The organism is Halorarius halobius (assembly GCF_024298865.1).
Taxonomy (GTDB): Archaea; Halobacteriota; Halobacteria; order Halobacteriales; family Haloarculaceae; genus Halorarius; species Halorarius halobius.
The window spans coordinates 3228365-3240807 of record NZ_CP101161.1 but is presented as its reverse complement, the minus strand read 5'-3'; the positions used below and the strand labels follow the sequence as shown (position 1 = coordinate 3240807).

Genomic DNA, 12443 nt, shown 5'->3' with positions numbered 1-12443 from the left:
CGATGTCCCCAACCGAGTCCATCGCTGACGATTGCCCACTCGACCAGGCCGCTGACGGCCCGCGTCGGCTCACCGAGAGAGCCGGTGCCCACGACCCAGGCGCATCCGGCTCGCTCGGAGGTGACGCTGCGTGATCGAGTTCTCGCCCGGTGCGCTGGAGTGGATCGGTGCCGGCACCGTCGTCACGCTTCTCGGGTGGCTGATCAAGTTCCAGGGCTGGACGTTCCTTGTGGCGGGCTACGATTCGAGCACGGAGATCCCCGAGGACGTGGTTCGCGATATCTCGGGCAGTACCATCCTCCGGGTCGGGATTGCAACGGCAGCCATTGGTCTGATCAGACTCGTCACTGACGTCCCGGTCGGACTGCGGCTCCTGTTCGGTGCCCTCGTCGTCGTGGCCGTCCTGCGGATGATCTATCGCGTCCGTAGCTACGAGTCGGCCGACACGGCGTAGCGGGCTTTCCGTTTCCTCTCAACCAAGTAATTCGTTCATTCGTGAGGGGTCGGAAACCGACATCACCCTCCATCCGTTCGTCTCACTACTCGCGGCGGCGTCAACGGCTTAACAGCGGGCTCTTGCTCAACGAGCCCCAGTACACTAATTACGGTGGTACACAAAGTACACACATGCCCGTAAGCATTGATGAGTTCGAATCCGGCGATCTTCCACAGGGCCCTACAGTCCCTGAACAGGTGGTTACGTATCTGTACACGCACCGCGACCATGCATTCACCCGCTCCGAGATCGCAAGTGCGATCGAAGAGAGCCCGAACACCGTTGGGACCGCACTCTCACGTCTGAAGGCGCGAAATCTGGTTCGGCATCGCGGCGAGTACTGGGCGATCACGTCCAACGAACGTCGGTTAATGAATGCGTATGACCTGCATCTCGCCAGCGCGCGATTGGACGAGAGCGATGGTGGTATCGACACCGAGGAGTGGAACGCCACGGCGCCTGACACCCTCCATCCGAGTGACCAAGATAATCGTGGGGACGAATCCTGAATGCAACCGGAACGTGGCGATGTCGTCCGGAGCTCGGACCCGTTCAAGCTGGGGAGAGACACACAGCGCCCGTGGCTCGTCCTCAACACCGAGGCGCACCCGTTTGGCCGCGAACAGTACATCACCGTTGCCATCTCAACGAAAGAGTACGAGGACTCACTCACGCTACCAGACGCGGTCTGGGAGGTCGGCGGTGTGCCCCGAGACTCGTTCGTCTCACCGTGGGCAGTCCACTCGCCGCGACGCGAGGACTTCGTCGCTTGGCAGGGTCGTGTGACCGACGCCTTCGTCGAACGAGTGGTGGATAAACTGGAAACCTACCTTCGCTGAACCCGCTGCGGCGTCAACGCCTTACGCTGTCTCCCCGCAGAGACACTCGTGCCCCTGTCGAGACCGCCCATTGACATCCTCCTCCGCCTGAAGACGGAGGAATCCCGAGCGGTGGGAGTTTCAGGTTCGCAACCATGACTCCGGCACTTAACGGGAACCCGTTTAACCCAGCCATCGTGGTCGGGGGCTGTCTGGCGGTGCCAAACCGCCGTTACTCCTATCCTCAGCGTCGTTGACTCCCATCTGTTGTTTTTGCCAGCAGGGAGTCGCTGACGCTTCGACGGACTTGGAGGTATCGGGGGCGTGCTCAACCAACAGGCACGAGACGAACGCTTCTAGCATTCGCGTTCACCGTGTTGGCGTTTCGGATACTGTCTCATTGGGTGGCGGGGAGACCGCCTCCGAAGGTCGTTCGGAATCGCTCCGTTCCGACCAGACCTTACATCTCTTAGTATATGGCACCACTTGAAGCTGCGGTTGGACACTCGGGAATGCCATCGAACGTGGTTCGTGTAGGGTATTGTCGGATTCATCCTGCGGCTAAAGCCGCAGGTATTCTCCTTGAGTCTCTATAACGTATGTATGCATCTCGGTGGCGAGCTCGTACATCGCTTCAGCACGCGCTGCTGAAGCGAGCCCATCCTGACCTCAAGCCCGGCTTCGATATCTGTTGGGCGGCGGTCGAACGCGGCTTGCACGTTGTCGATGAGTTGCTCGATTCGCGTACTACTCATCTGCGACGACCTCCTTTCGAAGTGAGTCAAGGTGGCCGCTACCGTACACCGTAATGCCCTCAGCGAAGATGTCGCGGAGTTTTGACCCGGCTCTGCGTGCGCTCTCGGCGGATTCGACATACGGCTCGAACGCGAATCGGTCACCGTCGAAGCGGTCCGATTGGAGATCTGCAACGACATCGGCAATCCGCCGGCGGGCTGTCGTCCGGTCGCCATCGACGACGACGAAACAATCGACGTCGCTCTGGCGGTCAGCCTCGCCCCGAGCAACGCTCCCGAAAATAACGATACCGAGGAGATCGTCGACCCCGTCGGCGTCAGTGAGCGTGGCCTGCACGCGGTCAACGAATGCCTGGATCGGTGCGTGGAACTCCGACTGCGGAATAGCAAGAATCGGATCGTCTTTCTGGAGTCGGTCCGGGTTGATTGCGATGTGGTTTCGTTGTGGCGTCTCTCGAATGTGGATAGCACCGATACTGTCGAGAAGGTCGACAGCCCGCCACACCGTCGAGCGGGAGACACCCGTGGCGTCGACGAGTTCGGGGATCGTGAATCGCCTCGGGGTCAAGCCCCGAGGCTTCCCGTTTCTACGACGCGCTTTGCAGACACGGAATCCGTGTCCGTAGGGAGCGTAGTCTCCACGGGCGTTGATTCGGGCCATCCCAGCCCTAATTCAGAAAAGCCTCTCTGCAACACGTTCAACGAAGCGTTCGCATCACGGTCACACTCAAACCCGCACGCTGGACAAGAGTGTTCACGCACCCAGATAGGCTTCGCCGTCTCCACGCCACACGACGCACACTCCTTGGTCGTTCCTCGGGCTTCGACTTGAACGACGTGCGTGCCGTGCAAGTCGCCCTTGTATTCGAGCAGGGTGATGAACTGTCGCCACGCCGCATCCTGCTTGTTCCGAGCGTTCCCGTCGCCCTGAAGCATACTCTGGACGTTCAGGTCTTCCACGAACACCGCGTCGTACTCGCGGACGAGCCACGTCGTAATCTTGTGCTGGTAGTCCAGCACCTTCCGCTGGATGTGTCGCTTGCCCTTCGATACCTTCCGACGTTGCTTCTCGTAGTTGTTCGACCCGTTCTCCTTTCGAGACAACTTACGCTGTTCGCGTCGAAGACGTTCGTAGTCGTCTTCAAGGTCGAGCCAATCCACGGTCTTGCCGTCGCTGGTGTGGATGTAGTTCAGGATGCCGAGGTCGATCCCAACGCTGTTACTCGCGTCGAGGGAGTCCCCGTCGGGTTTCTCGGGGAGGTCGGCGTCGTCGGTTTCCAACCCGAAAGAGACGAACCATTCACCAGTTGTCTCCTTCTTGATGGTGACTTCTTTGATTTCTGCTTCGTCAGGAATTGGGCGGTGGTAGCGAATTTGTATGTCTCCGACCTTGGAGAGTTCTAACGTTGCGTGTCGGCCACTCGTGTTTTTGAGTTTGAAGCCGGACTGCGAATACGTCATGCTCTGGTACTCGGTCGGAGATTTCCACTTCAACTTCCCAACTTTGTGTCCATTCTGCTTCTTCTCGGAGAGGTTCGAGAGGTTCTGATAGAACCGAGTGACGGTTCGTTGCAGAGCCTTCGAGTTGACTTCGGAGAAGACTGGGTACTTGTCTTTCCAGTCAGGGAGTCGGTAGTGATGTTTGTACGCTGAACCGATGTTCTCGGCGTCAACGTTTTCGTATTCGTATCGAGTGTAGTTGTACGCTTGGCGATGAACGTCGATGTGATGTTCCAGTCGCTCCGCTACTGCTTGTGTCGGGTAAGCGTGGTAGCGGTGACTATAATCCATCGCTGTCTATTGATTAGAAGTGTGTTGACTTAATGGTTTGTTCCAGAGAGTGTCGGATTCAACCCCGAGGTCAAGCCTCGGGGCATTCTCCTTGTACCTCTGTAAACTCCGTGTCGTGGGCGTCGGCGAGTAGTCGGAGGATGTCGTCCGCGGCACCGATACGAAAGACATCGGTATCCGGGTCGGGATATGCATCGATGCAGACAGTTATATCCTGTTTCGCCATTTCAGACACTATCTTATTCTGTGCAACAACATATAAATATGTGGCGGCGTCACGTAGCCGAGCGCTCTGCTTCGCGAATGTCACGGGCAGTACCATCCCTTCGGGTCGGGATTGCAAGGGGGCCATCGGCCTGCTCAGACTCGTCACTGACGTCCCGGTCGGACTGCGGCTGCTGTTCGGTGCCCTCGTCGCCGTGGCCGTCCTGCGGATGATCTATCGGGTCCGCAACTACGAGTCGGCCGACACGGCGTAGCGGTCGGCTCGCCATCCGGCCCGTCCGACGCTGTCGGCGCCGGGTCGCAGTTCGATGCCGCTCAGCGAACCCCACGTTAAACAACGCGCCACGTCTGGTGCGGGGCATGTCCGATGAGCGTGAGACCTGCGAGTACGTGCTCGACCCGGAGAACCCTGACACGTGGGGTGGTGACGCGGCCGACGAGTGCCACGTCGACGAGCGGCGTCTCGACGACGGGGTGTGGGAGTGTCCACATCCCACCGAGGGGGATGCAGACCGGTGTCCGTTCCACCAGCGCGAGACGGCCGACGAGGCGGCACTCGACGCGGCGATGGGTGAGGCCCTGGAGCGGGCCGCCGCGGACGGCGACGGACGGGCGCAGTTCATCGGGGCGACCGTCGGGGCCGTCGACCTCACCGAGCGGGATATCCCGGCCGGTGTCGAGGCGGTCGACTTCACCCATGCGCGGTTTGACGGCGGATGGTCCGCGCGGCAAGCGACGCTGTCCTGTGTGCTCGTGTTCGACGGCGCGACGGTTGACGGACCCGTGGATCTGGCGGGCACGGAGTGTCGGGAGCCGGTCTCTTTCGAGGCGGCCGACATCCGGGGGCCAGTGCGGTGCTTTCGAGCCCAGTTCTGGAATCGCGTCCACTTCGAGTCGGCCCGATTCGGCAGTGAAGCCGAGTTCAACATGGCCGAGTTCGACGATCTCGCGGTGTTCAACGGCGCTCGATTCGAGGGAGAGACGGACGTCACGCAGGCGGCGTTCTCGGACACGGCGAACTTCGAGGCGGCGACGTTCACCGCCGAGGTCGACTTCGGCGGGACGACGTTTGCGGACGTGGCGTTCACGGGAGCGAGTTTCCAGGCGGCGTGTTCCTTCGACGTCTGCCGCGTCGAGGGGGTCATCGCACTCCAGGATGTCACGTTCGCAACCGACGCGGTGTTCACGGGTATCGACGCGGAGCATCTCGTGTTCACCGGCGGCACGTTCGAGGGACGCGCGGATTTCTCACACAGCGATGTGGCGGACGCGACGGTCAAACAGACCTCCATCGGCGAGGCCGACTTCTCGAAAGCGTCGCTGCCCGGGCTCGACTTCGGCGACCTCGACGTCGAGGGGACTGCCGACTTCTCGCGGGCGGAGCTACCGGATGCCACCGTCGCGCGGGTGACGTTCGAGACGCCGCCGGTGTTCGACAGTGCGGATCTCGACGATGCGACGTTCAGCAGAGTCGACCTCAGCGACGGCGACTTCTCGAGTGCGAACCTGAACCGGACGCGGCTGAAGGATATCGACCTCTCGAATGCGACCCTCGAGGGGGCGATTCTGACCAACGCGAACCTGAACGGCGCGGACCTTAGCGGGGCCCACATCTACGGGGTACGACTGGACGGGGCCGTCATGAACGTGGAGACGGTGTTCGACAGCCGCGGTGAGAACCGGTGTGTGTACGACCCGGACTCGGGGTACGAGTGGACGCCGACCGATGACTCGGACCTCGGGCTCGACATCCCCCAGTTCAGACCCGACTCGGGGACAGACGACGGGGACGATAGCGAGGATGTCGACCAGCTCACGAAGGCGATGGGTGCGTACCAGTCCCTCGAGACGCTCTGTAGCGCGAACGCGTTCCCGGACTTGGAAGGCACGTTCTTCGTCCGCCGGCAGGACATGCTCCGTCGCCAGCGCCGCGCGAACGGCGAATGGGGGCAGTGGATTCGAAGCTGGGCGTCGAATCTCGTCGTCCGGTACGGCGAGAGCCCGTGGCGCGTCGTCGGGTCGACGGCGGTCGCTATGCTGGTGTGTGCGCTGTTGTACCCGCTGTTCGGAGTCCGGACCAGCGAGGGCGTCGTCACGTACGCGAACACGCCCAGTCTCCTGGAGGCGTTCGGACAGAGCCTCTACTTCAGCGTCGTCACGTTCACGACGCTCGGCTACGGCGACCTCCAGCCGGTTGGACTGGCGCGGCTGATCGCCGCGACTGAGACGGTCGCCGGCTCCGCGCTGCTCGCGCTGCTCGTGTTCGTGTTCGGCCGCCGCGCAACACGGTGATCTTGATCTCACAGGTCGGCGCCGCCGTCCCGGATGCTCTTATACGCGGAGCAGGCGTAACACCACGGCCTTCAGGCCGTGGATACGCGCCGTCACTTGGGGGAGAATCCACGTTCGACAACTCGCTGAGTTTCAGAATACCGGCGTTTAAGTGACAGGCCATCCTACTAACAGGGAGGAATCGGTCGGAACGGAGCGGATTCCGAACCGTCCTTCGGAGGCGGCCTGTCCGCCCACGTAACGAGGTAGTATCCGAAAGGGCAGTCGGTGAACGCCACATCCTCGAAGGGTGTGCCGACGTGCCGACTGCTCGAAGTGAACCTGAAGATACCCCCGAGTCCGCTGACGCCTGCTGGCGTCCCTGTGGCCAAAACAACACTTGAACGCCGTACACGGTCGAGGATAGGGGTACCGGCGGGTTGGCACCGCCAGCAGTCCACCACACCGACACTGTGGGACTACCCGCGCCCGAAAGGTGTGGTAGTCCGGTGACTGGACTGCGAACCTGACACTCCCACCCCTCGGGAGTCCTCCGCGTTCACGCGGAGGAGGATGTCAACACCGCAGGTGTCGTCCTCCGATACTGTCGGACACGACTGAAAGCATCCCCGTCAGGAGGCTCGAATCGACCGACTGCTTTCGGCGACGGCCGGCGAGAGGAGGACTGAGACGAAGCCACGTGTCCGGTCTCAGTTCGCGTCCTCGACCGTCAGCTCACAGAACCGCCGGAGGAACGTTTTCTGGTCCGTTTGTCCTGCGCGGGCGGCCACGAGCGCCTCCTCGAGCCCCTCGCGGTTCTGGTGACAGCAGGCACTGTCACAGGGCTTACAGAGGAACTCGAACTGCTTGTCGTCGCGGTCCCAGCGGTCGCCGTGCTTGTCGTACTCGCGGGCGTCGGCGCGGTCGACCGTCTCGCCACAGGCGATACAGGTCACCTCACGGCCGGCGTCGCGGCCCCATAGTCGCGTCGAGGACATCGTCAGCGAGCCACCTCCCCCCTTATGGTATCGAGGCTCCCGAGCGTCGCCACAAGGTCCGGAACGTACTCTCCGTCGGCCATCTCGGGGAGCGCCTGCAGGTTCGAGAAGGAGGGTCCGCGGATCTTGAACCGGGCGGGCGTGTCGGTGGCGTCCGCGCGGATGTAGATACCGAGTTCGCCCTTCACGCCCCCGACGGCGCGGTAGCACTCGCCGGTGGGCTTCAGTGGAACGCTCGACTGAACCGTCCGCTCGTCGTCGGGCCACTCTCTCATCAGGTCGACACACCGGTCGACGAGAGCGGCCGACTCCTCGAGTTCGCGTAGCCGCACGAGCACGCGAGCCAGGTTGTCACAGCTGTCCTCGGTGACGACGCCCCACTCGATTCGGTCGTCGTAGCTCGTGGAATGATAGATGGGCTCGTAGCGGTCGCCGTCCTCCCGGGCCGTCACACAGGGACAGTGGTCGATCCCCGCCTCCGAGCGAAGCGTCGAGAGGATGGACTCCCGGTCGGCGTGGCCGACGACGGCGTCGTCGGGGAGGGCGGAGACCGTCTCGGGCACGGGTGGGTCGGCGATCGGGCGGTGATAGTGCTGCATCGTCCACGGTTGTGCCTACCCGCGGGCGGCGCGTAGGCGCTCTGCCTCACCAGTGATGGGATATATACGGACGTTCGGTGAAAACGCCCCGCCGTTCTCGTGGGGATGATTCGTGAGTCTGCGCCGGACCCGGTCGACCAACCCATCCAGCCCGGACACAACAGTCGGGTGTTTCGTTCGTCACCGTGGTGCCCTGCCCGCGGCGGTTCATTCCGGACGCTGCAACGTCATCGAGGCCCGGCTACATGACCGCAAGGGCCGTCGTCAGCGAGACGAACCCCCCGTGGGTCAGTGCCGTCACGACGAGGTTATCAGTTCGGTAGTACACCCACCCGAGGACGACGCCGGCACCGGTCTGGGCGACCAACCAGAGGAGGTCGCCAGGGGCAGTCGCCCAGAGGCTGACGTGACCGAAGCCGAACAGCGTCGCCGCGATCAGGATGGCCGGCCACTCGCCGAACCTGTCACCCAGTGACTGCTGGACGGTACCCCGAAAGATGAGTTCCTCGGCGGGCCCGACGAGCACCAGAAGCGTCAGTAACCGTGACAGCATTACCGGGTCCGCCAAGGATTGGCTCGGCGTCCGCTCGAACCCCAGCACTCCCATCAACAGGACCTGTGCACCCAGGAGCGTCACGATCAGCAGGACAATTCCGAGGGGGAGATAGCCCCACTCCCGGCCGGCCGGGCGGCTGACGCCCAGCCACGCCAGCGGCGACTCGATGCCGAAGTGACGGACGACGGCGGCCGCGACGCCGACGGCGAACAGCGCCCGGAGCAGTTGGTAGGCGACGTCCCGGACGACGGGCTGGTCAGCGAGGACCAGCGGCTCCCGCCCGGGCACACTGCCGAAGACGAACGACCAGCCCGTGAGCCACCCCCACAGTGCGATCGTTATGACGAGCGCCGTCGCGAGGAGGCGTTTCCCGGTCGGCTCCCCACCAGGTAACTGCATACCGGAGTGTTTCGTTTCCATCTCTGGTTGAACGGTCCCACCGATGGATATTAAGCCCGGCTCAGACCCAAATCCCGATTGTAGCTGCATCGAGATCGACGGCGGGTACACAAGCGTTACTGTGCTGCTATAGTAAGTGTCGATATTGATGGGAGCACCCGTCCTCACAGCAGAGTCTGTGGTCGGCGTTCTGCAGTACACCGTACCGGTCGTGGGTATCGAACTGGGTAAGCCGGCGATCACCGGCATCGGAGCGGTGATGATACTGCTGTTGCTCATGGGTTCGGGGTTCTTCTCGTCGTCCGAGATCGCGCTGTTCTCGCTGCCCACCCACCAGATCGATGCGATGGTCGAGCAGGGGAAGCGTGGCGCTCACGCGGTCAAGTCCCTCAAGGAGGACCCCCACCGCCTGCTCGTGACGATCCTCGTGGGGAACAACATGGTCAACATCACGATGTCGTCGATTTCGACGACCATCGTCGGCTTCTACTTCGATCCCGGTGCCGCGGTGCTCGTCTCCTCGTTCGGCATCACGTCGATGGTGCTGCTGTTCGGCGAGAGCGCGCCGAAGTCCTACGCCGTCGAGAACACCGACTCGTGGGCCCGGACCGTCGCGCCCCCGCTGAAGATCGTCGGGAAACTGCTGTGGCCGCTCATCACCCTGTTCTACTATCTGACGGGGCTCGTCAACAGAGTCACCGGCGGTAGCTCGGCCATCGAGTCGTCGTACGTCACCCGCGAGGAGATCCGGAACATCATCAAGACCGGCGAGCGGGAGGGCATCCTCGACGAGGAGGAGCGCCAGATGCTCCAGCGCACCCTGCGGTTCACCGACGCCACCGCCAAGGAGGTGATGACCCCGCGGCTCGACATGGAGGCCGTTCCGACCGACGCGACCGTCCAGGAGGCCATCGAGCAGTGTATCCAGTCGGGGCACGCCCGCCTGCCCGCCTACGAGGGCTCGCTGGACAACGTCGTCGGCGTGTTCGACATCCGCGAACTGGAGGACGCGGACGCCGATGCGTTCGCCGATCTCGAGGTGGCCGACGTGGTCAACCAGACGCTACACGTCCCCGAGTCGAAGAACGTCGACGACCTCCTCTCGGAGATGCGCGAGAACCGCCTGCATATGGTCATCGTCATCGACGAGTTCGGCGCGACGGAGGGGCTGATCACGATGGAGGACATGACCGAGGAGATCGTCGGCGAGATACTGGTCGGCGACGAGGACCCGCCGGTCGAGGTCATCGACGACGACACCGTCCGGGTGGACGGTGCGGTCAACATCGAGCAGGTGAACGAGGCGCTCGACATCGTCCTGCCGGAGGGCGAGGAGTTCGAAACGATTTCGGGGTTCATCTTCAACCGCGCCGGCCGGCTGGTCGAGGAGGGTGAGGAGTTCACCTACGAGAACGTGACGTTACGGGCCGAACAGGTGGAGAACACCCGCATCCAGAAGGTCCGGGTGAGCGTGAACCGGCCCTCGTCCGAGTTCGGCGACGGCGAGTTGCCGGCCGACGAGCGCGACGCCGAGTGAACGGGTGGCTCGGCGACCGCGACTGTCTGCGGCGCCGTGCCCCCTCGTTCGCCCGACTGGAGTCGCAGGCCGCCACGTCGGCAGTGCGGTGTGCAAACCATTAGGGGCGCGGTCGCCGTAGCCCGCCGATACCGACAGATGTACGAGAGCATTCTTCTCCCGTACGACGGCAACGAGGGTGCATCCGAGGTACTGCACCACGCCAGCGAGATCGCCCACTGGGCCGACGCGAGCATCCAGTTGCTGAACGTCGCCGACACGTCGCGCGACAGCGTCACCGTCGTCGAGGGGCACACCGTCGACGCGCTCGTCGAGGAGGGGAAGGATGTCCTCGAGGAGGCCGCAAAGACCCTGGAGACGCTCGGAGTGCCGTACTCAACCGACGTCGTCCAGGGCAATCCGGCGCCGACGATCGTCGACTACGCCGAGCGGTACGACCAGGACCTGATCGTGATGCCGACACACGGCCGCGAGGGAGTCTCCCGCTACTTCGTCGGGAGCGTCGCCGAGAAGGTGGTCCGGCTCTCGTCTGTGCCTGTACTCTCAGTCCGCATGCAACCCGACGAGACGCTCGCGTTCCCCTACGAGAACGTCCTCGTTCCGACCGACGGGAGTCCCGCCGCCGAACACGCCGCCGACCATCTCGTCCAGTTTGCGGCCGCGCTCGACGCGACCGTCCACGTCCTGTCGGTCGTGGACGACACGACGCTCGGGCCGGATGTCCGGTCGACGGTCTCGGGCAAGGAGAACGAATCCGCCGCGAACGATGCGGTCGAGACGGTCGTCTCGATGGCTCAGGACCAGGGCCTCGAGGATATCGCCCGGCACGTCGTCCACGGCCGGCCCGCCGACGTGATCCTCGACAGCATCGACTCGCACGACATCCACGTGGTCGGGATGGGAACGACGGGCCGGCGCGGCACGGACCGCATTCTGCTCGGTAGCGTCGCCGAGACGACCGTGCGGTCGGCCCCAGTTCCCGTCATGACGCTCGCAAACCCGGAGTGACGACGGCGATGCACGGTCGTTTGCGAACACACAGGGTGTGACTGTGGTCGGCTCGGTCGGTGTTCTGCTGGCCGCGATTGATGCCGGGAAGATCGAAGAGGATACCGCCGACGAGTGGCTGTCGTGGTGGATCGACGATATCGGGTACGACGTCCCGTATCGAACGATCTCGGAGTATCGCTGACACACCGTCGACCACAACGTCGAAGTTCCGTCGCCCGATAGCCTCGACCACGATGCCCTCCCTGCTCGAACGTCTGCTCGGCGACGATACGCCCGACGAACAGGTCGACCTCGAATCCCGACAGAGCGACGCGGACGAGGCGCTCCGTGATGCCGTGGACCGGGGCGGCTACGACGTCGAGGACTGTGGCGTCACCGGCGTCGCGGTCGTCAACGAGGGGCCCGACGGTGAGCCGGTCGTCGTCCCCATCGCCCGCTTCTCGCTCGGCGAGGACGTCGAGAATCCGGATCTGGATCTCGTCTGGAAGCTCGTCGGCGAGGCGGCCGGGGCCCTCCAGGCGCCGTTCGACGACGTGTTCGTCCGCCATTTCGACGTCCAGTTTACGTTCGACGGCGACGAACTGTTCGAGGCCCAGGAATGTCGCCGGGTCGCACTCACGGACAATCTCGTCGACCGGTACGCGACCGACGCCGGCTTCGACGTCGCCGCGCTTCGCGACGCGGTCGAGGCGGCCGACGACATCGACGACGAGATCGCGCCGGTCGCGTGGGGCGAGTGCAAGGACTACAGTCGGACCGACGACGCGGCGATCGTCGTCGCCGGCACGGCGGCCGCGGCGGGCGCCAGCGCGAGTGCCGCGAGCTGTGCGGGCGCCGGTGCCGCGGCCGGCGCAGGCGGCGGCGCCTGCTGAGACCTTCTCTTTTCGTGGAACGGTTTCGGGTCGCTATCAGCCACCGGCTCTCCGATTGAGGCATCCGTGTGGCGTTCCCGTATGGTGTACCCACATACTGTTGACTTCTACTACC

12 protein-coding genes and 3 pseudogenes are annotated in these 12443 nt (G+C 63.5%); 9 read left to right on the top strand and 6 right to left on the bottom strand.

What is annotated here, in order from left to right; translation table 11 throughout:
• Positions 1-130: 130 nt before the first annotated feature.
• From NL112_RS17250 to NL112_RS17240, 3 genes are all read left to right on the top strand, one after another.
• The gene (locus NL112_RS17250) at positions 131-454 is read left to right on the top strand and encodes a DUF3784 domain-containing protein (protein WP_255150091.1); all 324 of its coding nucleotides are present in this window, start codon (positions 131-133) and stop codon (positions 452-454) included.
• A gap of 173 nt (positions 455-627) precedes the next feature.
• Positions 628-1005: a hypothetical protein gene (locus tag NL112_RS17245; protein WP_255150090.1), complete on the top strand. Its 378-nt coding sequence runs from the start codon at positions 628-630 to the stop codon at positions 1003-1005.
• Complete coding sequence (locus NL112_RS17240) at positions 1006-1335, top strand: type II toxin-antitoxin system PemK/MazF family toxin (RefSeq protein ID WP_255150089.1); 330 nt, start codon at positions 1006-1008, stop codon at positions 1333-1335.
• Between the two features lie 726 nt (positions 1336-2061).
• On the opposite strand, the gene NL112_RS17235 is transcribed toward NL112_RS17240, so the two are convergent.
• The 3 genes and pseudogenes from NL112_RS17235 to NL112_RS17225 form a co-directional block, all read right to left on the bottom strand.
• Positions 2062-2637, bottom strand: a complete 576-nt coding sequence (locus tag NL112_RS17235; RefSeq protein ID WP_255150088.1) for a nucleotidyltransferase domain-containing protein — start codon at positions 2635-2637, stop codon at positions 2062-2064.
• On the bottom strand, positions 2634-3860 hold the full coding sequence (locus NL112_RS17230; RefSeq protein WP_255150087.1) for an RNA-guided endonuclease InsQ/TnpB family protein: 1227 nt from the start codon (positions 3858-3860) through the stop codon (positions 2634-2636). The genes NL112_RS17235 and NL112_RS17230 overlap by 4 nt, the downstream gene beginning before the upstream one ends.
• A 100-nt stretch (positions 3861-3960) precedes the next feature.
• Positions 3961-4086 (bottom strand): annotated as a pseudogene (locus NL112_RS17225) (DNA polymerase subunit beta); the annotation flags it as partial.
• A 40-nt stretch (positions 4087-4126) separates the two neighbouring features.
• On the opposite strand from NL112_RS17225, the gene NL112_RS17220 reads away from it, so the two are divergent.
• Positions 4127-4339 carry a hypothetical protein gene (locus NL112_RS17220; RefSeq protein WP_255150085.1) on the top strand — a complete coding sequence of 71 codons (213 nt, stop codon included), beginning with the start codon at positions 4127-4129 and terminating at the stop codon, positions 4337-4339.
• Positions 4340-4445: 106 nt separating this feature from the next.
• Complete coding sequence (locus tag NL112_RS17215) at positions 4446-6377, top strand: pentapeptide repeat-containing protein (RefSeq protein WP_255150084.1); 1932 nt, start codon at positions 4446-4448, stop codon at positions 6375-6377.
• Between the two features lie 689 nt (positions 6378-7066).
• On the opposite strand, the gene NL112_RS17210 is transcribed toward NL112_RS17215, so the two are convergent.
• The 3 genes and pseudogenes from NL112_RS17210 to NL112_RS17200 form a co-directional block, all read right to left on the bottom strand.
• Positions 7067-7354 carry a DUF7562 family protein gene (locus NL112_RS17210; protein ID WP_255150083.1) on the bottom strand — a complete coding sequence of 96 codons (288 nt, stop codon included), beginning with the start codon at positions 7352-7354 and terminating at the stop codon, positions 7067-7069.
• 2 nt (positions 7355-7356) lie between these two features.
• Positions 7357-7752 (bottom strand): annotated as a pseudogene (locus NL112_RS17205) (NADH-quinone oxidoreductase subunit D-related protein); the annotation flags it as partial.
• A 442-nt stretch (positions 7753-8194) separates the two neighbouring features.
• On the bottom strand, positions 8195-8908 hold the full coding sequence (locus NL112_RS17200; RefSeq protein ID WP_255150082.1) for a CPBP family intramembrane glutamic endopeptidase: 714 nt from the start codon (positions 8906-8908) through the stop codon (positions 8195-8197).
• 148 nt (positions 8909-9056) lie between these two features.
• Between NL112_RS17200 and NL112_RS17195 the strand changes: the two genes are divergently transcribed.
• The 4 genes and pseudogenes from NL112_RS17195 to NL112_RS17180 all read left to right on the top strand — a co-directional run bounded on the left by NL112_RS17195 (position 9057) and on the right by NL112_RS17180 (position 12328).
• Positions 9057-10445 (top strand): hemolysin family protein, encoded by a 1389-nt coding sequence (locus NL112_RS17195; RefSeq protein ID WP_255150081.1) that lies wholly within the window; start codon positions 9057-9059, stop codon positions 10443-10445.
• A 138-nt stretch (positions 10446-10583) separates the two neighbouring features.
• Positions 10584-11453 carry a universal stress protein gene (locus NL112_RS17190; RefSeq protein ID WP_255150080.1) on the top strand — a complete coding sequence of 290 codons (870 nt, stop codon included), beginning with the start codon at positions 10584-10586 and terminating at the stop codon, positions 11451-11453.
• Positions 11449-11637: pseudogene (locus NL112_RS17185) on the top strand (twitching motility protein PilT); the annotation flags it as partial. The gene NL112_RS17190 and the pseudogene NL112_RS17185, both read left to right, overlap by 5 nt.
• Positions 11638-11689: 52 nt before the next feature.
• Complete coding sequence (locus NL112_RS17180; RefSeq protein ID WP_255150078.1) at positions 11690-12328, top strand: hypothetical protein; 639 nt, start codon at positions 11690-11692, stop codon at positions 12326-12328.
• Positions 12329-12443: the final 115 nt, after the last annotated feature.